At 43.6% G+C, this 26,801-nt stretch carries 21 protein-coding genes; 20 read left to right on the plus strand and 1 reads right to left on the minus strand.

The features are described 5' to 3' along the window. Nucleotides 1–24 precede the first annotated feature (24 nt). From L3V36_RS10625 to tldD, 20 genes are all read left to right on the plus strand, one after another. Nucleotides 25–864 carry an AAA family ATPase gene (locus tag L3V36_RS10625; protein WP_102447075.1) on the plus strand — a complete coding sequence of 280 codons (840 nt, stop codon included), beginning with the start codon at nt 25–27 and terminating at the stop codon, nt 862–864. A gap of 2 nt (nt 865–866) precedes the next feature. Next, on the plus strand, nt 867–2,018 hold the full coding sequence (locus L3V36_RS10630) for an MSHA biogenesis protein MshN (RefSeq protein ID WP_102447076.1): 1,152 nt from the start codon (nt 867–869) through the stop codon (nt 2,016–2,018). Beyond that, nucleotides 2,008–3,732: a GspE/PulE family protein gene (locus tag L3V36_RS10635; RefSeq protein WP_017078837.1), complete on the plus strand. Its 1,725-nt coding sequence runs from the start codon at nt 2,008–2,010 to the stop codon at nt 3,730–3,732. The genes L3V36_RS10630 and L3V36_RS10635 overlap by 11 nt, the downstream gene beginning before the upstream one ends. Before the next feature lie 12 nt (nt 3,733–3,744). Further along, complete coding sequence (locus tag L3V36_RS10640; protein ID WP_102447077.1) at nt 3,745–4,968, plus strand: type II secretion system F family protein; 1,224 nt, start codon at nt 3,745–3,747, stop codon at nt 4,966–4,968. A 3-nt stretch (nt 4,969–4,971) separates the two neighbouring features. Beyond that, nucleotides 4,972–5,427, plus strand: coding sequence for an MSHA biogenesis protein MshF (locus L3V36_RS10645; RefSeq protein ID WP_102447078.1), 456 nt, complete (start codon nt 4,972–4,974; stop codon nt 5,425–5,427). A 79-nt stretch (nt 5,428–5,506) separates the two neighbouring features. Next, nucleotides 5,507–6,082 carry a prepilin-type N-terminal cleavage/methylation domain-containing protein gene (locus L3V36_RS10650; protein WP_017096097.1) on the plus strand — a complete coding sequence of 192 codons (576 nt, stop codon included), beginning with the start codon at nt 5,507–5,509 and terminating at the stop codon, nt 6,080–6,082. 35 nt (nt 6,083–6,117) lie between these two features. After that, the gene (locus L3V36_RS10655; protein ID WP_102447079.1) at nt 6,118–6,582 is read left to right on the plus strand and encodes a prepilin-type N-terminal cleavage/methylation domain-containing protein; all 465 of its coding nucleotides are present in this window, start codon (nt 6,118–6,120) and stop codon (nt 6,580–6,582) included. A gap of 150 nt (nt 6,583–6,732) precedes the next feature. Beyond that, entirely contained in the window at nt 6,733–7,239 is a 507-nt protein-coding gene (locus L3V36_RS10660) for a prepilin-type N-terminal cleavage/methylation domain-containing protein (protein ID WP_102447080.1), read from the plus strand. A gap of 2 nt (nt 7,240–7,241) precedes the next feature. Beyond that, the gene (locus L3V36_RS10665) at nt 7,242–7,628 is read left to right on the plus strand and encodes a type II secretion system protein (RefSeq protein ID WP_102447081.1); all 387 of its coding nucleotides are present in this window, start codon (nt 7,242–7,244) and stop codon (nt 7,626–7,628) included. After that, nucleotides 7,628–8,371 (plus strand): prepilin-type N-terminal cleavage/methylation domain-containing protein, encoded by a 744-nt coding sequence (locus L3V36_RS10670; protein WP_102447082.1) that lies wholly within the window; start codon nt 7,628–7,630, stop codon nt 8,369–8,371. Before L3V36_RS10665 ends, L3V36_RS10670 begins: the two co-directional genes overlap by 1 nt. Beyond that, nucleotides 8,361–8,804 carry an MSHA biogenesis protein MshP gene (locus L3V36_RS10675; RefSeq protein WP_102447083.1) on the plus strand — a complete coding sequence of 148 codons (444 nt, stop codon included), beginning with the start codon at nt 8,361–8,363 and terminating at the stop codon, nt 8,802–8,804. The genes L3V36_RS10670 and L3V36_RS10675 overlap by 11 nt, the downstream gene beginning before the upstream one ends. Before the next feature lie 6 nt (nt 8,805–8,810). Then, nucleotides 8,811–14,030 (plus strand): DUF6701 domain-containing protein, encoded by a 5,220-nt coding sequence (locus L3V36_RS10680; RefSeq protein ID WP_102447084.1) that lies wholly within the window; start codon nt 8,811–8,813, stop codon nt 14,028–14,030. Between the two features lie 150 nt (nt 14,031–14,180). Beyond that, entirely contained in the window at nt 14,181–15,224 is a 1,044-nt protein-coding gene (locus L3V36_RS10685; protein ID WP_017090474.1) for a rod shape-determining protein, read from the plus strand. Nucleotides 15,225–15,318: 94 nt separating this feature from the next. Next, nucleotides 15,319–16,206, plus strand: coding sequence for a rod shape-determining protein MreC (gene mreC, locus L3V36_RS10690; RefSeq protein WP_004735927.1), 888 nt, complete (start codon nt 15,319–15,321; stop codon nt 16,204–16,206). Next, complete coding sequence (mreD, locus tag L3V36_RS10695; protein WP_004735926.1) at nt 16,196–16,684, plus strand: rod shape-determining protein MreD; 489 nt, start codon at nt 16,196–16,198, stop codon at nt 16,682–16,684. The genes mreC and mreD overlap by 11 nt, the downstream gene beginning before the upstream one ends. 7 nt (nt 16,685–16,691) lie before the next feature. Next, the gene (locus L3V36_RS10700; protein WP_208774764.1) at nt 16,692–17,378 is read left to right on the plus strand and encodes a Maf family nucleotide pyrophosphatase; all 687 of its coding nucleotides are present in this window, start codon (nt 16,692–16,694) and stop codon (nt 17,376–17,378) included. Nucleotides 17,379–17,398: 20 nt separating this feature from the next. After that, nucleotides 17,399–18,868, plus strand: coding sequence for a ribonuclease G (gene rng, locus L3V36_RS10705; RefSeq protein WP_004735923.1), 1,470 nt, complete (start codon nt 17,399–17,401; stop codon nt 18,866–18,868). Nucleotides 18,869–18,878: 10 nt separating this feature from the next. Continuing rightward, complete coding sequence (locus L3V36_RS10710; protein WP_208774766.1) at nt 18,879–22,751, plus strand: YhdP family protein; 3,873 nt, start codon at nt 18,879–18,881, stop codon at nt 22,749–22,751. A gap of 75 nt (nt 22,752–22,826) precedes the next feature. Beyond that, nucleotides 22,827–23,639 (plus strand): carbon-nitrogen hydrolase family protein, encoded by an 813-nt coding sequence (locus tag L3V36_RS10715; protein ID WP_017096104.1) that lies wholly within the window; start codon nt 22,827–22,829, stop codon nt 23,637–23,639. A gap of 19 nt (nt 23,640–23,658) precedes the next feature. Next, on the plus strand, nt 23,659–25,104 hold the full coding sequence (gene tldD, locus L3V36_RS10720) for a metalloprotease TldD (RefSeq protein WP_004735920.1): 1,446 nt from the start codon (nt 23,659–23,661) through the stop codon (nt 25,102–25,104). 171 nt (nt 25,105–25,275) lie between these two features. Here tldD and L3V36_RS10725 read toward each other — a convergent pair whose 3' ends face one another. Continuing rightward, nucleotides 25,276–26,655: a PhoH family protein gene (locus L3V36_RS10725; RefSeq protein WP_004735919.1), complete on the minus strand. Its 1,380-nt coding sequence runs from the start codon at nt 26,653–26,655 to the stop codon at nt 25,276–25,278. Between the last annotated feature and the right edge of the window lie 146 nt (nt 26,656–26,801).

Genomic DNA, 26,801 nt, shown 5'->3' on the forward strand with positions numbered 1-26,801 from the left:
GCATCTAACTAAGCTAGGTCACTGATGTATCAAGCTCACTTTGGTTTTGAACAACTGCCATTTACTTTAACGCCGAATACCGATTTATTTTATGGTTTAGCGCCTCATTTCGAAGCGATTCAGACGGTGATCTCAGCGTTAGAAATGGGCGAGGGCGTGATTAAGGTCACCGGAGAGGTTGGTACTGGAAAAACCATGGTTTGTCGGATGTTGGTCAATCACCTAAATGATTGTACGGCTCTTATTTACCTGCCAAACCCTGTACTTTCTGGTGCTGATTTACGCCAAGCTGTTGCGAAAGAACTGGGTTTGACTATCGATAATGAAGCAACCTTAGTTGATAACATTCAGCATAAGCTCATTGAGTTACACAACTCAGGTTTAAGAGTGGTAGCGATTCTTGATGAAGCTCAAGCTCTATCGGATGAAGCTCTCGAAACATTAAGGTTGTTCGGTAACCTTGAAACTGAAGATAAAAAACTGCTGCAAATTGTTTTATTAGGGCAGCCTGAATTGGATGTTCGATTAGAGGCTTATCACCTTAGGCAGTTTCGTCAAAGAATCACGTTTAGTTCAACACTGAGGCCGCTGACTCTCGATGAAACGGTGGCGTATATTGATAATCGGATCGCTAAATCTGGTGGCAATCCTGAATTGTTCAGTTTGAATCAAAAAAAGGCGGTTTGTCGCTCATCGTTAGGTATTCCAAGATTGATAAATCAACTATGCCATAAGGCTCTTTTGCTCTCGTTCAGTGAAGATAAGAAAAGTATCGACAACCAGCACCTGTTTTCAGCCATGCATGAAACTTACGATGTATGTAAGCCTAAATTTAAAACGCCAATATTGTGGGGTTGGAATTAATTATGAGCGCCATAAATAACGCCTTGTCTGAATTGGCAAAGAAAAAGTCAGCGACTTCGATTGAAGCAGCAATCGTACCTAAAGTAAAAACGCGTTCCCCATTGGTTTGGGTTGTTGCGGGCTTTACTTTGAGTTTAGCGATGGGCGGTTGGGCGATATCACAAGGCCCTACCGTTGAACATTCAATCTCAACTCGAGATGCACAAGTTCAGGTCTCTGTCTTAGAGAGTTCTGGAGAAATGCAAGATGTTGTTACTCAAACACTCTCATCGCCAACCAAGAAATTAGTGACGCTAGATTTAACGCCCCGTTCCGCAGAAAGCACAGTAGCGGCAAATAACGTTCAAGTTAAGCCAACGACAACGTCGAGTACTTCTAAAGCGAGAACCCCCGACGTTACGCCTAAACCGTTAAGCACGGCTAAAGCGAGTAATGCTGATATTCCAAAGCCGATTTACGTTGCTAGCGTGGCAAAAAAAGATCCGGCTCCTATCTCTAATGAGAAAGAATCTTCTGACAGTTCAGAAAATAGCGAAATGTTGATTGAGCAGGTAGAGCTAACGCCTGAGCAATTATCAGTGAATGCACAAGGGCGAGCTCAGAAAGCGCTTGATGCGAATGATCTTACTGGTGCTTTGAAAGGTTACACCGAAGCCTTGCGTTATACGCCACGAAATGAAGAGGTTCGTCAGAAACTCGCGATTCTCTATTTTGGCAAGGGTGACACTCGTAAAGCCTATGAGTTGTATCAGTCTGGTATCAAGCTCAACATCAACAGTGAAAAACTGCGATTAGGGTTAACTAAACTTCTGGTTAAAGCTAACCAAGCAGAAGCAGCTTTAAGCCCGTTAATCCACCTGCCACCAAATCCTACTCAAGATTATTTAGCTATGCGTGCGGCGTTGAGTCAAAAATCTCAGCAAGAAGACATCGCGCTCGAGAGTTACCAAAAGTTAGTCGAGGTTGATTCAGATAATGCTCGCTGGTGGCTTGGCCTTGCGATTCAACAAGAGCGTCAACTTGATTTTTCTGCTGCAAAAGAGTCATACCAAGGTGCCTTAACCAGAGTTGGAATCTCATCTCAATCGCAAAACTTTGTGCGTGACCGCTTAAAAATAATCAAAGCTTTAGAGGAGAGTGGCGATGCAAATTAGATTAAGAAAAAGGCTAGGTGATTTGCTCGTCGAAGAGGGAATCATCACTGAGGCCCAAGTTGAACAAGCTCTTTCTGCTCAAAAAAGTACCGGTCGTAAGCTAGGTGATGCGCTGATTGAACTTGGTTTCTTATCAGAACAACAGATGTTGAGTTTCTTGTCTCAGCAACTCGCTATTCCTCTCATTGATTTAAGTCGAGCCGTTGTTGATGTTGAAGCGGTACAGCTTTTACCTGAAGTGCATGCTCGTCGTCTTCGTGCATTGGTGATTGGACGCCAAGGCGATACGTTACGTGTCGCCATGAGTGATCCTGCGGACTTGTTTGCTCAGGAATCTTTGCTTGGCCAACTAGGTGACTACGCGCTTGAATTCGTTGTCGCTCAAGAAAGACAATTAGTGGATGGCTTTGATCGCTATTACCGCCGAACCAAAGAAATAGCGTCTTTCGCCGAGCAGCTTCATGCCGAACACCAAGTCAATGACGCCTTTGATTTTGATATTGCTGGTGAAGACAGTGACGAAGTTACGGTCGTTAAGCTGATCAACTCGCTATTTGAAGATGCAATCCAAGTCGGTGCATCTGATATTCATATTGAGCCAGATTCAAACGTATTGCGTCTTCGTCAGCGTATTGATGGCGTGCTGCATGAAACACTGCTGAATGAAGTCAATATTGCTTCTGCACTCGTACTGCGCTTGAAGTTAATGGCAAACCTCGATATCTCAGAGAAGCGTCTTCCTCAAGATGGTCGTTTTAACATTCGAGCCAAAGGTCAGTCTGTTGATATTCGTATGTCGACTATGCCCGTGCAACATGGTGAGTCTGTGGTTATGCGTCTTCTCAACCAATCAGCCGGCCTTCGTAAGTTAGAGGCGTCAGGTATACCAAGTGATCTGTTGGTTCGACTTCGTCAACAGTTACGCCGCCCACATGGCATGATTTTGGTCACTGGCCCGACGGGTTCAGGTAAAACAACCACCCTTTATGGTGCGCTAAGCGAATTAAACGAGCCGGGCAAAAAGATCATTACCGCGGAAGATCCGGTGGAATACCGCCTTCCTCGTGTGAACCAAGTTCAGGTAAACCCTAAGATCAATCTCGATTTCTCTACTATCCTCAGAACTTTCCTTCGTCAGGATCCCGATATCATCCTTATTGGTGAGATGCGCGACCACGAAACCGTTGAGATTGGCTTGAGAGCCGCACTGACTGGCCACTTAGTGTTAAGTACGCTGCATACCAACGATGCAGTAGACAGTGCGCTGCGTATGATGGACATGGGTGCTCCCGGTTATCTTGTGGCAAGTGCCGTGAGAGCGGTAGTGGCACAGCGATTAGTTCGTAAAGTGTGTACTGATTGTAAGGTTGAGGATGAATTGGATGAACCTCGTAAGCAGTGGTTGAGCGTACGTTTCCCTAATCAAGTGGCTGTGCCATTTATGAAAGGTCGTGGTTGCCAGAACTGTAACCTAACCGGTTATCGAGGGCGTATTGGTGTATTTGAAATGTTGGAGCTAGAGCAAGACATGATGGATGCACTCAGAGCGAATGATGCGGTTGGCTTTGCTCAAACGGCAAGGCGGTCTAAAAACTACAAACCGTTGTTGGCTTCTGCGATGGAGCTAGCTTTGCAAGGTGTCGTGAGCCTCGATGAGATCATGCACCTTGGTGAAGGCGATGCTTCCGGTGCCACTGACCCAATTTATCTGTAGGGGTAGAGCGATATGCCAACGTATCGTTATGTAGGTCGCAGTTCTGATGGCAGCCAAGTGACTGGCCAGTTAGATGCGAATAACGAAGATCTTGCCGCAGAAAGTTTGATGAGTAAGGGGATTATTCCCACCTCAATCAAACTGGGTAAAAGTGGTGGTTCAGTGCTGGATATGGATGTATCGAGTCTGTTTTCACCCAATGTTCCGCTTGAAGTCTTGGTTCTATTTTGTCGACAGTTATACAGCCTAACCAAGGCGGGTGTACCACTATTAAGGTCGATGAAAGGCCTGACCCAAAACTGTGAAAATAAGCAGTTGAAAGCAGCCTTAGAAGACGTGGTTGCTGAGTTAACCAATGGTCGTGGATTATCAGCATCAATGCAGATGCATCCCAAGGTGTTCAGTCCGCTGTTTGTCTCTATGATAGGGGTTGGTGAGAATACCGGTCGTCTAGACCAATCTTTGCTGCAATTGGCTGGATACTATGAGCAAGAAGTCGAGACTCGTAAGAGAATCAAGACTGCGATGCGTTATCCAACCTTTGTGATCAGTTTTATTTTGGTCGCGATGTTCATTCTCAATATTAAGGTTATTCCACAGTTCTCTGGTATGTTTGCGCGCTTTGGTGTCGACCTGCCGCTCCCAACTCGTATCTTGATTGGAATGTCCGAGTTCTTTGTTAATTACTGGGGCTTAATGCTCGCCGTTATCTTTGGTCTTATTTTTGCTTTTAAAGCATGGGTTAAGACAGACAAAGGATTGGAAAAGTGGGACAAGTTACGCTTAAAAATACCCGTGATTGGTGGGGTAGTGAATCGAGCGCTACTTTCGCGTTTTTCTCGTACTTTTGCCTTGATGCTAAAAGCCGGTGTACCACTGAACCAATCGCTGTCGTTGTCTGCGGAAGCGTTGGATAACCGATTCCTTGAATTGAGAGTTCAGGCGATGAAAGCCGCAATAGAAGCCGGTAGTACGGTTTCTTCAACAGCGATCAATAGCGAAATTTTCACCCCACTGGTGATACAAATGATTTCGGTGGGTGAAGAAACCGGCCGTATTGATGAGTTGCTACTTGAGGTATCCGATTTTTATGATCGAGAAGTCGATTATGACTTAAAGACCTTAACCGCAAGGATCGAACCTATTTTATTGGTGGTTGTAGCTGGTATGGTGCTGATCTTAGCTCTGGGTATTTTCCTACCTATGTGGGGAATGCTGGATGCAATCAAAGGCTAGGGAATGCTAAATAACCTACAACGCTCACGTTTTGTTATTTGGAGTGTCGTTATTCTTTTTCTTATTGTGGGGGTGCTCTCTGCCTTTAAAACGGTAGAAGAAGAAGCAACTAACACGGCATTGATCGTCGCGAGCAAGCGGATTTTAGAGCAAGCAAATTTGTTCAAACAACAGTATTTGTTATCGAGTGCTGAGCAAAACAATAGCTCGGAACATCCTAAAAGTTATAGCCGAACAGGCTGGATAATGCCGACTCAAGGAGATGAGCGAGACTGTCATTATTGGCTTGAGGAATTATACCCTCAAGAGAGCATTTTAGGGCTCAGTTCACCGAGTATTGAAGATAAAAGTGATAACATACAGTTTCATTGTCGTTATCATTATAGTGATAAGTATCAGATAGATATATTGCTCGAAAAAGAAAGATTTAGTGTAAAAGCCAATATTTTGGCTTTGTGAGAATATTGACAGTTTTTCTGTGGTTTTATACGTGTGCAAATGTATAATGCGCGTTAGCAATTAGATGAGTAGGTAGAAAATGCTTAAAAATCAAAAGGGTTTCTCCCTAGTCGAGTTGGTTATAGTGATTGTTGTCGTTGGTTTATTGGCGGTTGCTGCTTTACCTCGTTTCTTAGATGTGACGGATGCAGCCAAGAAATCAAGTATTGAAGGTGTCGCTGGTGGTTTTGCAACCGCCGTTTTGTCGGCAAGAGCACAGTGGGAAGCAGAAGCTAGGCCGTCAGAGAATATAGGTGTTGAAACATACAATACTGTAAATTATGATGGTGTTGATTTTTGGTTAACAAGATCAAAGAACAGTAACAATGTCGATACCGATTTTAGAGATGGCTACCCATGGACTCTGAACAACGATTCGAGCACTGCACCACAAGATATTTCAGATGAAACCTGTTCTGAGTTGATGGAAAACTTACTGCAAAACCCCCCTAAAGTCGGTGCGGTTTCAGATGTTGCTAGCGACTCAAATTACAAATATTCAGCGCAAGCGAATTCAGGTGATGCAACGTGTACTTACATTCAGTTAGAAGGTAATACCGAGCACCAATTTGTTTACGAAATTAAAACTGGTCGTGTGACCGTAACTTTGCAGTAAGTCTGCGTAAAATTAAACATAGAGAGAGCTTAACTATGAAAAGACAAGGCGGTTTCACCCTAATCGAACTAGTGGTTGTAATTGTTATTCTGGGTATTCTTGCTGTAACTGCGGCACCACGTTTCCTAAACTTGCAAGATGATGCGAAAGAATCTGCACTGCAAGGCTTAGCTGGAGCAATGAACGGTGCTTCGGGCATTGTATTTGGTAAGTCTGCTATTGCTGGTTTGGAGGCGAGTGCAGCTGCCTCTATCACAGAAAACAATGTAACAATCAATACTGTCCTAGGTTATCCTGAGGCATCTTCTGCTGGTATCGGTAATGCGACAGATATGGACGGTTTTGACTTCTTAGTTGGTGGTGGTACTGCTCAAGGTGCAACTATCGAATATGGTTTTACTGGTTACACAGACTTCTGTGTTCAATACACAGCTGCAACATCATCAGCTCAAGCTACAGCTCGTGTAGTGTCAAGTGCAAGCGGTACAAACTGCCAATAAGCTAATTTATTGTTAATGCGAAATGAGGCCAGCTCCTGCTGGCCTTTTTTCTATCCAAAGCTCATAAATCTCAAAACTATTCATATACATAAGATCGTAAGTTTCGTTATCTTGTATAATCAGTATTCGCTAGGCAGTTAGAGGCTCATTATGGATAACAGCCCCACATCCAAAGGCTTTACTCTGGTAGAGCTGATCATCGTTATCATTATCCTCGCCATCGTATCTATTACGGCTGTCTCACGTATGTCGGGTCGAAGTAGCTTTGAACTCTACGCTTTGCAAGATCAAGCCATCTCAGTTGTAAGGCAAGTTCAAGTCAATCGCATGCAATCAAATATTGATTCGTCATCACCTCTAGATCAAGCTAACTTTCAACTATCTGCCAATGGTAATTGCTTGGGCTCTGCTAATGCGTGCTCCTCTGATGAAAATACAGATCCAAGAAGTGATCGTGTGATGGATGACGGATACTCATTCGAATACCAGCCAAACCTCACCGAGAATATTCTTGAATTTGATCTCCTTGGTAACCCTTTATTTGCAGCTTCCGCCGGAGTAGGCATCGCAATCAGTGAACAAGGAAACACTAGTAACCGTGTTTGGGTATGTATCAATAAACAAGGGTTCGTTTCTGCTGAAATAGGAGGGTGTTGATAATGACAACCAATGCCAAAGGATTCACTTTAATAGAATCAGTGATTGTAATCGTCTTACTGGGGTTTGCGGCGCTTACACTTTCCTCTTTTTTAGCACCGCAGTCAGCTAAATCCAGTGATGCCAATTATTACAACAGAGCCTCAGCGTTAGGCGGTAGTGTTATGTCTAGATTGCTTGCTCAAAGCTATAACGATATTGATGCGTTTAATGGCGAAACCGATTTAAGTAATCTGATAAAAGATGCCTCTACTTACTCGAACTTTCAAATAGAAGTATCTATAGCGCCAGTATCAGGAGCTAGCAATAACCTTAAATCTGTCATTGTTGAAGTTACAGCGAGTACGCAACCAACAGTGAGCTTTAGTGCTTTTAAGGGGAACTACTGATGCGAATCAAAGGTTTTACATTGATCGAACTGATTTTAGCGATCGTTGTATCTAGTATTCTGTTGCTCGGTTTAGCTAATTTCACGGAAGTGGGTGTAAAAGGTTATTTTGGTACGGTAGAACGTTATCGCTTACAAACTGAAGCCAATTTTGTTATTGAAAAAATATCGCGTGAGATGAGACATGCGGTACCAAATCTATTCCCCTCAGCAGTATCTAGTGGGTGTATCTCTTTTTACCCAATCGTAGACTCTGGTTTCTATGTGGAGTCTGGGGCAGATATTAATTTTTTAGTAAGCGATTCAGGTAGTGATATTCAATCACTGCAAAATTTATCAATGGTTATCAACCCAACGCGCCCTTACGAAGAAATTAATAATATCGATAATGTATTCCCATTAACTAATGTCAGCCGAGCTACAGGTACAAATGTCTCAGGAGCTGCATTTACTTTGGTCGATCAGACTAGTGATTTGGTGGGAGGATCTGTGAGTAATAGGCATTATATTTTTGATGATGCTAACCCTGTTGAATACTGCCTTTCTGGCGATAATTTTTTAACAAGAGCCAATGGTGGAGCGCCAGTTATCATTAGTGATAAATTAAATGTTGCTCAAAGCTCCCTTTTATATTCTCCGGCTACGGTTCAGCAAAACGGAATTGTAGATCTAACCCTTACATTTACTGTTAATGATGAAACCACGATCTTTGAACAAGAAGTGCAGGTGCTCAATGTCCCGTAATTATCAACAGCGTGGTAGCGCACTTATCATAGTTATCTTTGTCATCGTTATTGTTGGGTTTCTCGCGACAAGCTTAACGCGTACCAGTTGGTCGACTCACGACACTAATACTCGTTCTGTATTGGGCACTCAGGCATGGCTGTTGAGTCATTCTGTAAATGAGTATGTGATGACTCAGTTTTATCCGAGTATTGATCTACTTGCCTCTTCTGCCGTTTCAACCGTGTGTACTAACCTAGAGCCACTTGGTGTGGTTTCTGAAGCTAAATCTTTGATATCCAGAGTACCAATGAACTGCTCTCTCAATAGTTTAGAGTGCTCAAGTCGTGGTGAACTAGGTGGTTTGGTGTTCTATGTTTTAGAGTCGTCAGTTATTTGTGGTTCGGGAATTAGTAGAGTTCAACGTAATCAAGAAGTATGGGTGAGGGAGTAATCAATTATGGATATGTTTAGCCGGATGATGAGTAGAGTATTTAAAATCTCAGTACTATTCATCGTGCTGTTTACTTCCAGTGCGCATGCTTTGACCGTATATAACCTAGCCAACAAAAATGAATTTGACGACCTATGTTCTGGCACTACATCCAAAAGTGGTGGTAACCCCAAACTGTATACTTGCAATGGGCGCTTTACTGCAAATTATGCTGATATAAGAATGAGTAACGGCGACACGTTATATGCTATTAGTGGATATGATGTTAGTAATAGCTCAATTGACCATCATTCAGGTAGTGTGACTTTAACATCATCGAATGGGGGGTTTCCAAGTAGTACATTTAATAATGTTTTCTTGAAAGGAGATATCAATGTCTATAACGGTATCTCATTTACAGACTCTATAGCTGAAGGTTTTGTAAAGACAAACTCCTACGAACCTATTGTTATCTCTAATACAGCCAATGGATATTCAACCACAGTTGAAGGGTATGTTGAAGGGTATAGCAACATTGATATAAGTTCATCCACTGTCAATGGGTATGTCAAAGGTTTAGGGTCTGGCACGGTTTTAATCCAGAGCTCTTCTACTATTGCTGATTATGTTGAAGCTAAAGATGGAAAAATTGATGTTAATTCGTCAACAGTACAAGGGGATGTGAATACTATAGGTTGGGTAGAGGTAATCATTCAAAACTCAGCAACTGTAAATGGTTCAGTGGACTCAAAAGGTACAGTAGAGGTGTTGTCTTTAGGGAGTGTCAGAGGTGATGCGTCTGCTGCTGGTAATCTATCAATTAATAATGCAACAGTACAAGGCTCCATTCGTTCTGGCAATGGTCACCTTATTTCGGTCAGTAATAATGCTACCGTTCAAGGTAATGTTGATGCTGGTGCAACCATTACTATCCAAGATTCGGATGTAGTCGGTGATGTATCTAACCGCAGCGGGAATCCAATTACGATTCAGAGCGATTCATCTATTGGTGGTAACGTTGATGCTGGTACAGCAATTACTATCCAAGATTCGGATGTAGTCGGTGATGTATCTAACCGTGGTAATAATCCTGTTAAAATTCAAAGTGATTCATTTATTGATGGGAACATTGATTCGCAAGGCGAGCTAATAATTGAAGACTCTGAGGTTCAAGGTAACATTAATAGTGCCAATTCCAATATTGAGTTAGATACTGGCGCTGAAATCCACGGCAACGCAACTGCGGCAAATAATAACTGGGCGACAATATATTTTAAAGATTATAACGATAGTGGTAGAAGTATCGTACATGGTACCTGTTTGTATCGAACGGATCCGGAAGGGGCATGTGGCCCGGTTGATCCGCCTATCAACCAAAATCCACAATTTGAATTTGGGACCTTAACCAAAGACAGCTGCCGCATTATCGAACCTGGTACTAACGATGATGCAGATAGACAAAGAGTGTCTTGCACATTGGAATTCGACAAAACTTACACTACGGTTCCTTTGGTCTTTGTTATGCCAACCATTGACGCAAGTTTATCCGTTAAGAACTCTAACAATGATGGTGGGACGACTGAGTTACCATCAACCGCTTCTGTTATTGGAACAAGTTTGACCTCTGCAACTATAGTACAAGAGATTGCACCGAGCGCTAAACGTAATACCAGTAAGATTACATACCTTGATGCTCCAATGCTGAGTGATGAAGATCTAAATTCACTTAATATCGATTATTTTGTGATTCAAGAGGGCGTTATATCTCTTGGAAATGGTAGAGGGAAAATTGTAGCTGGTTTGGTGCCTACTAAGACAGCGGCATCCCAAGTTAGTGGTGAAAGGAACAATGCAGATCTAATTGAATTTGAAGATTATGGTTTAAGTTCATTTATAAATACACCGGGGGTGTTAGTACAGCCACAAACTAAACAAAATGGTTCATCGTCTTGGTTTACTGGGATGGCAAGAGGGGTGAATACCGAGCGTTTCTATTTAGCTCTCGAAAAATCGGAAGTTATCAACAATAACGACATTAATGAACCAGAGAAAGTCGCTTTTGTTGCTGGTGAAGGTTCAGGCATTACTCAAGGTGCTCGCTTCTTTTTAGGAAGTGGAGAGACTCGAGTGACTACCACGCTCAATGAAAAAATCATTTCCCCAATAGAAATTGGTTGTATTGAGTCAACCCCCATATCTGAAGCTAACTTCGATGCTCCGCCAATTTTGGTTGCAAATAAGAACTCTAGGATTGGTAATAATGGAGGGTGGGTCCGACGCTGTGATGTAACGAAAGACGAAGTTTATTTCATTGTTGAAGAAGATATGGATAAAGACAGTGAAAGATCACATGTAGCTGAAAATGTTGGTTTTTTTATGTTTGATAGACCAAGCGAACTTGGAGTTTGTGATGGTTTTAATAACAAAAGCCCAGCTCAAACTTGGCAACGCATTGATGGAACTTTTGGAACATTTGAAGCCAATTCAACTTCATCAGTGGTTGGTTCTTTCAAAGATGGGTCTCAAAGGTATATCGGTTTTGATCAAAATGCTGTAACTGATAATACTAATGGTGCTTGTGACGGAGTGGAGTGCCACGGGTTAGAAGACTTAATGGTTCCCAAAGAATTGTTAGAGGATATACCGGATAACTTAGAAGAAAGCATAACGGTTAACTCTGGTGAAAGTATTACATTACCGATAACTTCTGGTGGTTCGGTTATTTATGAATATCAAGAGCTTAAAGTTAACGACGGTGGTGTGGTTACGATAGAAGCCGGTAAATATAAAATAGGCAAAATAACCATTAATGGTACAGGGGAAGTCTCTGTGAAGGTCGGAGATACAGTTACTATTTTCACTAACGATTTTAAGCTAAATAACGATGCCAATTTCGGTATTCCTATTGAAAACTGGACCGGTAATAACCCTAACCTAGTTGCTGATACCTATTTAAGAGTGAATGTTTTAGAACAAGCTGGATCGAATGTGGCTTTAAATACAGCTTCTGTTTTTGTTGGTTTACTTTACAGTGAACAAGACGTAAAGCTAAATTCTGGCTCTCGAGTTTATGGGGCGATTTCAGCCAAAAGCATACAGATGAATGGGAATTCACTTATCCATGCAGAAACCTCTTGTATCTTACCTAGTGATTCGTATGAAATTGAACTATCCCCTGCCTTAGATACAGGCTTGATGTGCGGAACTGATGACTATCTGCCTAATTTTACTATTTATACTAAAAGTAATGATGAATATGAAAGTTTAGTCGGGGAAATTAATATTGGTTCTGATTTTGATATTGTAGCTACCGTTGGGACAATTGTAGGCTCAAAATTTGTTTCTGATACTGCTGGTGAATTCAGCTTTAGAATTGAAGTGAATACCCCTGGAAATGTAGATATTGATACTAAATATCAGTTTGCAGCCACTCTTGATGATGATACAGACCAGCAAAAGGTTGGTGATTTTAAGTTTGTTCCCTTTGAATTTAGTGTGCCGGACCAAAGTGTTTATGCTGGACAAGTTGTAACGGATGTCACTGCAACTGTAGCTGCGTGTGATGAAAACAACGCCCCACTAGTGGTCGATTATAGTGGGACACCGTCAGTCAGCGCTATTCTTGAAAAACCCACGAAAGCTGATAACGATAGTAGTAACCTGATTAATTATGCTCCCACTTTTTCAAATGGCACTTCTACAGCCAACTTTTCTATAGATGAATCAGGCCAATTTACTGCAACCCTTACAGGTGGAGAATATGATTGTACTGGTCTAATAGGGTGCCCTGTCGATGGAAAGCTTAGCTTGACCGGTAGCTTTAATATTGACTCAAGACCTTGGAAAATTGCTATTTGTGATGTGTCAGGAGTCGTTGGCGACAAATTAAACCCAGCATCCACAAAAGAATATGGCAGCTACTTCATTCCTTCAGGCGAAGAGTTTGAGGTTATTGTTAAACCTATTCTTCACCCTGATTATTATGGTTCAGGTAGTGTGCCAAGTGATGAGTGTGATTTTACGACAACCAATTATTATTATGTTGCAGATAATAACTCAGCACCGCTGAATGTGAGCTTTGATATTGGATACCCAACGGGGGGAGATATTAGTAATTTAGCTGATCAAGATAATCATAATTACTATACAACTTATTCATTTCAACAGAGCGATATTAGTGAGGGTGTCATGCAAAAGACACTTATCTTTACGTGGAATGAAGTAGGCGCAATATCTATGTTCACCAATGCGGATTATCTAGGTCATTCTATTGAGGAGGATGACCAAGTCATTGGTCGTTTTTACCCTAAGTACTTCTCAGTGACGGGAGTTAATACCTGGGATTACCCTGGTTTCGGACGTTCAGAGCAAAGTTATGCCTATATGAATCAACCATTCGAAGGGGTTGAATTCGAAGTTATAGCATTAAATGCTAATGAGGACGATGTTGTCAATTATGCTCGTTTTCCTGCCGATGACGGCTTAAATGCAGACTTTTCGCTATATGAACCAAATAACATTGATTACGATGGACGCTTTTTCTCACCTGAATTTTCAGGAACGTGGCGTGAAGAGAGTGGTAGTAGTATCGGAACATTCAGTTTTAGTGACTCTGCCCCATCTACCACTTGTTCAGATGAGTTATGTTGGAGCAAAGCAAGCGTTGGTTCTTCTTACGAAGATGGTCCCTTAAATCAAGGGGGAGATGTAACCAGTATTTCTTTGACTGCCGAAGGAGTAAGTAACTCAGACCCTATTGCCTATATTGATGATGAATCTCGCAAGTTATCGACACAGCCAGAATTACTATTCGGGCGTATTCAGTTGGATAGCATTGGGGGGAATACAGAAGAAGAACTGACTATTCCGCTACGAGTTGAATTTTGGAATGGTAGTAGGTTTATTGTGAATACTGACGATGACTTTACTAACATTACAGGTTCAGAAAGTGATGAAGTGGTTATTTGGTCTGAAGGTGGAGCTATAACTACCACTGTCACTTTAGACGATGGTGGTGATGTATCTAATGGTCAATCAAGAAACATCACAGCTGAACAAGCTCCAGGTACCGTTATCCGTGAGCAAGTCCAGTTATGGCAAGATATGACTGATACACCATGGTTAAGGTATAACTGGAATTCTGAACTTTCTGGAGAAGAAGATCCTTCAACTGTTGTCACATTCGGTATCTACCGCGGTAACGATCGAGTGATCTACCGAGGTGAAAGTGGTTTAACAGGTCAGTAAAAATATAATTTTTGCCCCTTAAGTTAGGAATCTGTAAGAAATTGCGGGTTTCAGTCCATGTTTATACTTCAATGCCTTGCCGTGACAGCAAGGCATTGGTACATTTAGTGCAATTTTTGTCTTCTAATTCTTGCAGGATGAGCGAAGAATATGTTTAAAAAACTTCGTGGCATGTTTTCAAACGACCTATCGATTGATTTAGGTACAGCCAATACCCTTATATATGTAAAAGGCCAAGGCATTGTTCTTGATGAGCCTTCCGTTGTCGCTATTCGCCAAGATCGTACGGGGTCTGCAAAGAGTGTAGCTGCTGTTGGTCACGCTGCTAAGCAAATGCTTGGTCGTACGCCTGGTAACATTTCAGCGATCCGTCCAATGAAAGACGGTGTAATTGCTGACTTTTACGTAACCGAAAAAATGCTTCAGCACTTTATTAAGCAAGTGCATGACAACAGTGTGCTTAAACCAAGCCCTCGTGTTTTGGTTTGTGTACCTTGTGGTTCAACTCAGGTTGAGCGTCGTGCTATCCGTGAATCAGCGCTAGGTGCTGGTGCTCGTGAGGTTTACCTAATCGATGAGCCTATGGCTGCTGCGATTGGTGCTGGCCTACGTGTATCTGAGCCAACGGGTTCAATGGTTGTTGATATCGGTGGTGGTACGACTGAAGTTGCGGTTATCTCACTAAACGGTGTGGTTTACTCGTCTTCTGTACGTATCGGTGGTGACCGTTTTGATGAAGCGATCATCAACTACGTTCGTCGTAACTACGGTAGCTTGATCGGTGAAGCGACAGCAGAGAAGATCAAACACGAAATCGGTTCAGCTTACCCTGGTGATGAAGTCAATGAGATCGAAGTACGTGGTCGTAACCTTGCTGAAGGTGTTCCTCGTAGCTTTAGCTTAAACTCAAACGAAATCCTAGAAGCGCTTCAAGAACCGCTATCAGGTATTGTATCTGCAGTAATGGTTGCACTAGAACAGTGTCCACCAGAGCTGGCTTCTGATATTTCAGAAAACGGTATGGTACTAACGGGTGGTGGTGCACTGCTTAAAGATATTGATCGTCTGCTAACAGAAGAAACGGGTATCCCTGTTGTTGTGGCAGAAGAGCCATTAACGTGTGTTGCTCTAGGTGGCGGTAAAGCTCTAGAGATGATCGACATGCACGGCGGCGACCTGTTCAGCGAAGAATAATATCTAGTGTTAGGCTCTTTTCTTATCTAGTTTTATGTAAAGAGCCTAGGACCTTGTCTATAGGATCAAATGTAGCTCTAGGACCAAATATAGAATGAAGCCAATTTTTGGTAGAGGTCCCTCTCTACAATTGCGCCTGTTTTTTGCTGTAATTTTATCAGCCAGCCTTATGCTGGCTGATAGTCGTTTAGATGCTTTCTCAAATGTACGCTATCTATTGAACAGCATGGTTGCACCTATTCAATATGCAGCCAACTTACCTCGTACTATGTTCGATGGTGTCTATGACCGTTTTAGTACTCGTAAAGGCCTAATCGAATCCAACCATAATATTAAACGAGAAGTCTTGCGTCTGAAGAGCGAGCTGATTCTGCTTGAGCAATACCAAGAAGAAAACAAGCGCCTCCGTAAGTTGTTAGGATCTCCATTTATCCGTGATGAGAAGAAAGTCGTCACAGAAGTTATGGCGGTAGACACTTCACCATATCGTCATCAAGTTGTGATCGACAAAGGCCAGATTGATGGGGTGTATGAAGGTCAACCGGTGATCAACGAAAAAGGCATTGTCGGCCAAGTGACTTTTGTTGCTGCTCACAATAGTCGTGTTCTGTTACTGACTGACGCAAACAACGCAATTCCTGTTCAGGTTATTCGTAACGATATTCGAGTGATCGCTTCGGGCAATGGCATGATTGATGAGATCCAGCTAGAGCACATTCCAACCAGTACCGATATACAAGAAGAAGATCTATTGGTGACATCTGGACTCGGTGGAGTATATCCAGAAGGTTATCCAGTCGCCTACGTTACTGCCGTTGATTACGACCCGAAACGTGAGTTTGCCGTTATCAAAGCGGAGCCTGTGGTTGAGTTCGATAAGCTCAGATACTTGCTGCTAGTATGGCCTGATGAAAACAAACAGATGCAAGCGGATCAATCCAGCATAGAACAAGCATTGTTAGAGGGTGAAGATGGCCAATAGCGTTTTAAGAAGCAAGGTAGTCATTGGCTGCTCATTTTTAGTAGCCCTTATTCTGCAAACGATTCCTTGGCCTGGTAGCTTGGATCTATTTAGACCATCTTGGTTGCTACTGGTTACCTGTTACTGGGTTTTGGCTCTACCTCACCGTGTTAACGTGGGTAGCGCTTTGATTCTTGGCTTATTGTGGGATCTGTTGATAGGCTCGACGTTAGGTATTCGGGGCATGATGATGGCAATCGTTATGTACATTATTGCGATGAATTTCCTAGTCATTCGTAACATGGCGCTATGGCAACAAGCGATGATTATTGCCGCGTTAACGGTATTGTTTGAGGTGTTGATCTTCTTTGGTGAATATTTGATCCAAGATGTCGTTTTCAATCCATTATCGTTATGGAGCGCATTGATAAACTGTATACTTTGGCCTTGGATGTTTCTATTAATGAGACGCGTACGTCGTCATTGGCATGTAAGGTAGAGTGACAATGGAAAAGAAGCATTTAGTTTTGGCATCCGGTTCACCACGCCGCAAAGAACTGCTATCTCAACTTGGTTATGAGTTTTCTGTCCTTGTAACTGATGTTGAAGAGTGTAAACACGCCCAAGAAACCGCCGAAGAGTACGTTAAGCGACTATCTTTAGATAAAGCCTTAGCTGCGTTGTCTTTATTGAAAGATAACCCTTCTGAAAAGCAGCATGTCGTTCCTAGTTCTGATAATGTAGTTTCTAGTGTTGATAATGTAGCTGTTGGCTCTGGCATCGTAGCTGTTGGCTCTGATGCTATTTCTCTTGATTCTGAAACAGTCGTTCTTGGTTCTGACACAGTCGTCGTAAGCCAAGGGCAAGTGCTCGAGAAACCCACCGATTTTGCCGACTCTAAGCGCCAACTTACTCAGTTGGCAAACGAGCGTCACCAAGTGATGACGGCGGTTTCTGTGGTTTCAGAAGAAAAACAAAGAACAGAAATCATTATTACCGACGTATGGTTTAAACCCCTCAGTGAACAAGAAATAGAACAATACTGGCAAACAGGGGAGCCATGCGATAAAGCCGGTAGCTATGGGATCCAAGGTTTGGGTGGGCGCTTTGTTACCCGAATCGAAGGTAGTTATTACGCCGTTGTCGGCTTGCCTTTATATGAAACGGACCAGCTACTGCAAGAATTCTTATAATTACTAATCTGAGGTGCACCATGAGTGCTGAATTGTTGCTGAACGTGACCCCGAGTGAAACTCGCGTGGCCATGATTGAAGGGGGGGCTCTTCAAGAGATCCATGTCGAACGAGATGCTCGACGCGGTATCGTAGGAAATATCTATAAAGGACGTGTAAGCCGTGTTCTTCCGGGAATGCAGGCGGCTTTTGTGGATATAGGCCTTGAGAAAGCAGCTTTTCTACACGCCTCTGATATTGTTCCACACACTGAATGTGTCGCTGAAAACGAAAAGAAGCAATTTCAGGTTCGTGACATTTCTGAGCTTGTTCGCCAAGGACAAGACATTGTGGTTCAAGTCGTCAAAGATCCTCTTGGTACCAAAGGTGCCCGCTTAACGACTGATATTACTTTACCGTCTCGTTATTTGGTCTTTATGCCGGGTGCAAGCCATGTGGGCGTATCTCAACGTATCGACAGTGAGTCTGAACGTAACCGCCTTAAAAAAGTGGTGTCTCGTTACTGTGACGAACACGGTGGCTTTATTATCCGTACTGCAGCTGAAGGCGCAGACTCGAATGAGTTGGCACAAGATGCGGCATTCTTGAAGCGATTATGGCTCAAAGTGTTAGAGCGCCGTGGTAAACATAAAGCTCGTACTCGTCTATACGGTGAACTTTGCCTAAGCCAGCGTATCTTACGTGACTTTGTGGGTACTGAGTTGAGCCGAATCCAGGTCGATTCGCGTTTAGAATATGAAAACCTAAAAGAATTTACTTCTGAGTACGTGCCAGAGCTGACTGAAAAGCTTGAGTTGTATGAAGGCGACAAGCCTATCTTTGATATGTACGATACCGAGAACGAAGTTCAACGCTCTTTGGATCGTAAAGTCGAATTGAAGTCTGGTGGGTATCTGATTATCGACCAAACGGAAGCGATGACGACCGTCGACATCAACACCGGTGCCTTTGTCGGTCGTCGTAATCTAGAAGAGACGATTTTCAACACCAACGTAGAAGCGACGCAAGCCATTGCTCGTCAGCTGCGTTTGCGTAACTTAGGTGGCATCATCATTATCGACTTTATCGATATGCTGTCTGAGGAACATCGTAAGCGAGTACTAACTTCTTTAGAGGCGGCACTAGACAAAGATCGTGTGAAAACCAATATCAATGGCTTCACACAGCTTGGCTTGGTTGAGATGACGCGTAAACGTACTCGTGAAAGTATTGAGCATATTCTGTGTTCGAGTTGTCCTGCCTGTGAAGGGCGTGGCAGTGTGAAGACAGTTGAAACCGTTTGTTATGAAATCCTTCGAGAGATCACACGAGTGAATCGTGCGTATGACGCTGATAAGTTTGTGGTCTATGCGGCAGCTGCCGTTGCCGAAGCACTAGAGGGCGATGAGTCACATGCGCTTGCGGAGCTTGAAGTGTTTATTGGTAAACAAGTTAAAATCCAAGCTGAGCCTCTGTACATACAAGAGCAGTTTGATGTTGTTATGATGTAATGGATATTTTGTGAGTTCAAGCGTTACTCTGATTCTTCGTGCATGTCTATGGTTAGTGGTTACTCTCTTAGTAACGCTAGCCATTGCTGTTACTACACTGCGTGTAGCCTTACCCAATTTAAATAAGTATCAATCTGAAATTGAGCTTTGGGTAAACCAACATTCCGGTTTTGAGTTTTCTATTCAAGATGTGGGCGGTTTTTGGCGTAACACTCACCCTTCTGTTGCTCTACAAGGCGTTAAAGCCAGCCTCCCAAATGCAGAAGATGTGACCTTCTCTGTTGAGCGTGTTGAAGTCGAGTTTGATTTGATTCAATCGCTTGTTCAGATGCGTCCAGTTGTGGCCGATCTGGTCATGAATCAAATGTATCTTGATATTCGCTCAATTGATCTGTTTGCTGGGAAAAACGGTACAGACGAACCTAAAGACCCCGGCTCTTCGAAGCGAGTGATGAAAGAGCTGGATAATTTACTATTGAAAACTTTGGTGGATGTGACCGCTAAAGATTCTTCACTTCTCTATCGCTCAGTTTCGGGCGAAGATCGTCAGCTCGATATCGACATTTTAAAATGGCAAAACACAGATAAACATCACCTTGCTGAAGGGGTTGTTAGCATTAAAGACGCCAATCTTAACTCGTTGTCAGTAAGTGCTAACTTTATCGATGGTGGCTCATTAACCGATGTAACCGGTGAGTTCTATGTGAGTGCAGATAACATCTCGGTTAAACCATGGCTAACCCGTTACATGCAGGCTGAGTCTGGTGTTGAAACCGGTACAGTGAGTTTGAATAGCTGGCTGACCTTGAGAAACAGCAAACCAGTGAGTGCGTATGTTGAGGTGTTACCTTCTGAATTGACTTGGAACGAAGATGGCCAACATGATCTGATGCTTGAGTCAGGGGTGTTTAAGTTGTCTCCAATTGATGATGGATGGCAAGTGAATGGTCACTCACTTAATCTTAGAACGGATGATAGGCCTTGGCCTGAGTTAGATGTTGCCTTCAAGTGGAATAAAGGCCCGTGGGAACTTAATGTTTCTGAGCTTGATGTAGAAACTATTACCCCGTTAATCAAGTTGCTGCCAGATTCTGCGCAATCAACCAAAATGATCAATTCGTTGAAGCCTGGTGGCTCCGTTTCTGATATTCGGGTCTCAATGGATTCTGGCATCGAAAGCTTACGTTATTCAGCGAGTTTTAGTGATCTTGCCATTGAGCAATGGGAGTTGGTTCCGGGCTTTAGCCAAGTTTCAGGCAGTGTGTTTGGCTCGGCGTCACAAGCGAAAGCTAGCCTTCATGTGATTGATGATGTGTTTCCTTATGGTGATGTATTCCAAGCCCCTTTGAATATCAAACAAGGTCAGGTTGACATTGTTTGGCAGCAAGATGAAAGCGGTTGGAAGCTTTGGTCCGATAAAATCACAGCAGCCACGCCAGATTTACAAGTACTAGGCGCATTTCGCTTGGACTTCCCGAATGATGCAAGCCCATACCTGTCTTTTTACGGTGAAGCGGACGCTTACAATGTCGGCGAAACATGGCGTTACTTACCGACATTAGCGCTTGGCCAAGATTTAACTGATTACCTTTCTACTGCGATTCAAGCAGGTAAAGCGGACACTGTTAAGTTACTTTGGCATGGTGAATTAGCCCAGTACCCCTACACCAATCACGATGGTATTTTCCAAGTTTGGGTTGGGTTAGAGAACGCTAAGTTCAGTTTTGATACCGGTTGGCCACTGATTACTGATCTACAACTTGATCTGTTGTTTGAAAATGATGCGATGCATCTTGATTCTCGTTCCGCTCAATTGATGGATGTGACGGCAGACCGAATCACAGGACGCATTCCTTATTTAGGGGAAGGCGGCCATATTGAAATTGAAGCTAAAGCGACGGCGTCAGGTAATGCGGTTCGTGATTACATGACGGCTTCACCGTTGGTTGATTCTGTGGGTGCTGCCCTAACCGCGCTGCAAGTGAGTGGTGATGTATCGTCTGAATTCCAACTCAATATTCCTTTTGATTCCGAAAAAGAGCCAAGAGCATGGGGTTATGCTGATCTCAAAGATAACCATGTAGAGATTGAAGCGCCGCCAATGGTGCTTGAAAATACCACTGGGCGTATTGAATTTGATAATGATGTGATTACGGCCAACGGTCTCGCTGCCGATTTATTAAAGCAAGGTATTTCTGTCGATTTTAAGGGCTTAAATGATGGCCCAGGTTATGCCGTTGATATTGATGTATTGGGCGATTGGGACGTTAAGCCTTTAGAACCATATATTGGTGAACAGTGGATGAGTCGCTTGTCAGGTCATGCGCAATGGCAAAGCCAGATTGAAATTCAACTTAACGATATCGGTTTTAGCTACCAGTTAGACTTACAGTCAGATCTTAAATATTTAGCCAGTGATTACCCGTATCCATTGGCTAAAAAATCCTTGGAGAGCGGCTCTGCTCGACTACAAGCATCAGGTAATCAAGAAGCTATTACCGCGCGTCTACAACTGCCGAACACTAAATACCAAGCTGAAATTGATATTACCGGCGATGTTCCTGAGTTAACGGCGACTAACTTAGTGCTGGGTCGTGGTGGCTATAAAATTAGCCCTGTCGTTGGGCATCATGCGTTGATTCGTACGGATAAATTTAATGCTGATGATTGGTTATCAGTGGTGATGGAGCCAGTGCAACCGTCAGATGCAATACTTAGCCAGATGAACACGCCAACCATTCCAGCGCCAAGCCGTATTACCTTTGAGAGTAAAGAGCTGATCTTAGGTGGTATTTCTTGGAATGATGTCGACTTTAGCGCCCGCAAGAACAAACAAGCTTGGCAAATGGAAGTGTCTAGCCAAGAGATCGAAGGAGATATTAATTATCTGCCTCCTTACGATTTAACCGTTTCTCTGGATCGCCTGCATCTGTTTGTTCCTGAATGGAGCGATAAGAAAAACCAAGAGCAACTACTTCAACGTAAAGAACAAGAAGCACCATTGATCTCTAAGCTAGATAGAGAGATTTATGATGCGATGCCTAACCTGAAGTTAACGCTGAACGATTTTTGGCTACAAGGCTATAAGGTCGGTACCGTCGATGTTGAGTTGACTAGGCAAGACGATCGGCTTGAGTGGAACAAGATTCAAGTTCGAAGCGGGAGCAATAAAGCCGACGTGAGTGGCTGGTGGGCACTGAATGGTGACAAGAGTCATTCATCGCTAACCGTTGATATTGAAGGTGAAAATAATAGCGAGCTCATGGAGCGCTTCGGCATTACATCCGGAATTCAAAAAGCACCATTCGAGTTAGAAGGCCAACTGAACTGGGATGGTTCGCCATGGGGGATCAAAATGGATACCCTTGATGGCAACGTTAAAACCAAGTTTGGTAAAGGTATCATCTCGGATGTCAGTGGTGCGGCTCGATTACTGGGGTTGTTTAGCCTAGATTCGATTATTCGTAAGATGCAGCTCGATTTCTCTGATGTGTTTGATAAAGGCATGGCATTCAATAGCATCACAGGAACCGGCAAAATTCAAAATGGTATCTTCCTGACGAACGATCTGAACATGGATGCGGTCGCAGGTGAGATGAAAATCAAAGGAATCGCTAACCTCAACACGCGCTTGGTCGATGCTGAGGTGAACTTTACTCCTGATATTACCTCGGGTATTCCAGTATTAACGGCCTTTGCGGTAACGCCTCAAACGGCGTTGTATGTATTGGCGGTGACTACGGTTATATCGCCGGTGGTTGAAGTCTTTACTCAAGTGAATTACTCGGTAAAAGGCCCATTGGATTCACCTACGGTAAGTGAGCTTTCTCGTAGTTCTGGCGAGTTCCAGCTACCCGAAAAATTGAGAAAATTAGCTGAGTAGTTGATAACAAGCCCATCGGTGAATATACGGTCAAATGCCGATTTCTGAATCATAATGAATAGAGGAGCGAGACACATGGATAGTGTTGGGTTGATTCAAATGACATCTGGCCCTAACCCTGAATTGAACCTTGCTTACCTTGCTCAAGAAGTAGCAAAGTGCAAAGCGTTGGGGGCGAAGTGGGTTGTGTGCCCTGAAAACGCGTTAGTTTTTGGCAGTAAAGCCGACTATCACCAGTATGCTGAGCCTCTAAGTGATGGCCCACTACAACAGAAATTATTTGAGTTAGCTAAGCTTCACCGAATGTGGATCGTTGTTGGTAGTATGCCGATAAGCACAACTGAAGGCGTGACCACTACAACCCTAGTGATTGATGACTTTGGGTGCCTAGTGACTCATTACGATAAGCTACACATGTTTGATGTGGATGTCGCCGATGCGCACAAGTGCTATCGAGAGTCGGATATTTTCACGCCGGGTGAGCGAGTTGTGACGACGGAAACGCCTTTTGGTCGCTTAGGTTTGAGTATTTGTTATGATGTGCGCTTTCCTCACTTGTATTCAGAGTTACGCAAGCAAGGTGCACAAATCATAGTGGTACCAGCAGCGTTTACGGCAGTAACGGGTCAAGCGCATTGGGAAGCATTATTAAGATGCCGCGCGATCGAAACACAATCGTGGATTGTCGCGGTGGGGCAAGGGGGGAAACATCTTTGTCAAAGAGAAACATGGGGACACTCAATGGTGGTTGATCCATGGGGACGAGTGGTCGCACAGCTAGACCAAGATCCTAAAAGTATGGTGGTTGAGATAGACACATCCAGTTGCGAATCAATCAGGCAAAATATGCCAATCGCGCAACACTCTCGATTTACCAATAAATTTTAATTACAAACAAGAGCCATTTATGAGCATTAATCAAATTGAAGAAGCGCTACTGAACCCAACAGGGCTGACGGAGCAAAATATCGCAGATACATTGGCGAGCATTGCTACCCGCCAAATTGATTATGCTGATATTTACTTTCAGTCAAGCTGGCACGAGTCATTAGTGCTAGAAGACAGCATTATTAAAGACGGCTCTTTCAATATCGATTGTGGTCTTGGTGTACGAGCAGTCTCTGGTGAAAAAACCGGTTTTGCTTACTCTGACCAAATCCAATTGGATGGCCTTAAACAGAGTGCAATCGCGGCTCGCGGTATCGCTAAGCAAGGCCAAAACGGCAAGGTACAAGCTTTCAAGCGCAACTCTAACCAAGCTTACTATGACGCGGTAAACCCGCTAGCAAGCTGGGAAAAGCAGCAAAAGACAGAATTGCTTAAAGCGCTTGATGCTTACATTCGTACTAAAGAGCCGATGGTAACTGAAGTATCGGTAAGCTTAAGTGGTGTACATGAGCAGATGCTGGTTGCGGCAACTGATGGTACTTTCGCTGGTGATATTCGCCCGCTGGTTCGCTTGTCTATTAGCGTACTTGCTCAGAAAGGCGATCGTCGTGAACGTGGCAGTGCTGGTGGCGGTGGTCGTTTTGGTTACGACTTCTTCTTAAGTGATGCTAACGGTTCTCAGGTTGCTTATCAATTTGCTGATGAAGCAATCCGCCAAGCGTTAGTTAACCTTGAAGCGGTTGCTGCACCTGCTGGTGCAATGCCTGTCGTTCTTGGTTCGGGTTGGCCGGGCGTTCTTCTGCATGAAGCGGTAGGCCACGGTTTAGAAGGTGACTTCAACCGTAAAGAGTCTTCAGTATTTTCTGGCAAAGTGGGCGAGCAAGTCACATCAAGCCTATGTACGATTGTTGATGACGGTACATTAACGGATCTACGTGGTTCATTGAACGTCGATGATGAAGGCGTTAATGGCCAGTACAACACGCTAATCGAAAACGGCATCCTAAAAGGCTACATGCAAGATAAGCTTAATGCTCGTCTAATGGGTGTAGCGCCTACAGGTAATGGTCGTCGTGAGTCTTATGCACACCTTCCTATGCCGCGCATGACCAACACTTACATGTTGCCAGGTGAGCATACTCCTGAAGAGATTATCTCGACGGTTGAAAGAGGCATCTACGCGCCGAACTTTGGTGGCGGTCAGGTGGATATTACTTCTGGTAAGTTTGTGTTCTCCGCTTCTGAAGCGTACATGATTGAAAACGGTAAGATCACTCACCCAGTGAAAGGTGCAACGCTAATCGGTTCGGGTATCGAAGCGATGCAGCAAGTGTCTATGGTGGGTAACGACCTTAGCCTTGACCGTGGTGTTGGTGTGTGTGGTAAAGCCGGCCAAAGCGTACCAGTCGGTGTTGGTCAACCAACATTGAAACTAGACTCGTTAACGGTTGGTGGTACTGAGTAATTCAGACCAACTTCAGCAAATTTGTGATAGCAAGCTAGTTGAAATTACAGTTGCAGTTAAAGCTAAAGCTAAAGTTAAAGTTAAAGCTAAAGCTAAAAGCGCCTCCAATGTGAGGCGCTTTTCTGTTTCTGGTTTTTCTGTTTATGGAGTACGATTTACTAAACCGAACCGTTACATGTTCTCTTCAGCAAACTCGGCCAGTCGGCTTCGTACCACACCATTGAGGTGAATATTGGCACTGCCTTCGAAGTCTTTAAAACGCTCGACCATGTAGGTTAAGCCTGAAGTTACAGGGGTTAAGTAGGATGAATCTATCTGAGCTAGGTTTCCTGAACAGACGATCTTGGTGCCTTCACCACAACGGGTGATGATGGTTTTGATTTGTGAAGCGGTGAGGTTCTGACACTCATCCAAAAGGACAAAGGCATTTTGAATTGAGCGGCCTCGCATGAAGTTAATCGATTTGAACTGGATATTGGCTTTGTCACAGATGTACTTCATTGACCCTTCGGTGCAGTGATCGTTCTTGTGCAGAGCTTCCAGTGTATCGGTCACCGCCGCTAACCAAGGCAGCATTTTCTCTTCCTCGGTGCCGGGAAGGAACCCAATCGACTCACCGATATCGGGCGTGTTTCGGGTTACGATGATCTTATCGAATTGTTTACGCTCTATGGTTTGTTCAAGTGCGGCAGCCATGGCTAACAGTGTTTTACCACTACCTGCAGCGCCCGTTAGAATCACCAGATCGATGTCAGGGTCGAGCAGTGCATCAATCGCCATCCCTTGATAGACATTCTTAGGTGTAATGTCCCATGTCTTGCGGTTCATTAACCTTTCTCTACTGAGATCTCTGAGCGTAATGCGTTCGGCCTCAATCTCTTCTACACGACCAGCAAAGTCACTTTCTTCGTCAATCACATATTGGTTGAGGAAGGTTGGGTCGAAAGGTGCTCTTGCGAGGGTGTGCAGCGTTTTTCCGCCTAAACTTCTACTCTCGACGTTATCGACGCCATCCCAGAATGAGCCTTCGAGTTGTTGAAAGCCTTTAGTGAGGTATTGGATGTCATCAATCAATTGGTCGGTTTGATAGTCTTCAACAAAGCGGACCCCTGCGCCTTTGGCTCGTAAGCGCATGTTGATGTCTTTCGTGATAAGAACCACTTCGCGTGGCGCGCGTTTGTTTTGAAGGTAGAGGACTGCGTTGAGGATTCGGTTATCGCCTGCCTTGTCATCGGCGAACGCTTTGATGCTTTCTTGAAGTTCGTAATCAGCGAGTATTGAAATACTGCCAGATGCGTTTATGTCTTTAGAAAAAGGAATGCCTTCCGATATTTGGTCTGGTGTGGCTTCCCTGAACAAGTCTTCGAGCGTTCGAATCGCAATTCTCGCATCTCGAGCAACGTCTCTTTTACTGTCTTTGATTCTGTCGAGTTCTTCTAGCACGGTCATGGGGATAACGACATCGTGCTCTTGGAAAGAAAATATAGCGAAGGGTTCGTGAAGTAGGATATTAGTGTCTAAAACAAATAGCTTCCGGTTGGTCTCGCCCATAGCATCTCCTTGCCGACGTGCGGCTTGCCTTGCATTCATTGAACGTAGATAAAGCTCATATAAAGATTAGTATCTCATTCCGGTGATAGTCAACTACTCACCTAAACTTCATCTAGAGAAATATCGCCATATCGTTGTGAATGAAT

The sequence above is a fragment of the Vibrio sp. G-C-1 genome, from assembly GCF_021728015.1.
Lineage (GTDB): Bacteria > Pseudomonadota > Gammaproteobacteria > Enterobacterales > Vibrionaceae > Vibrio > Vibrio splendidus.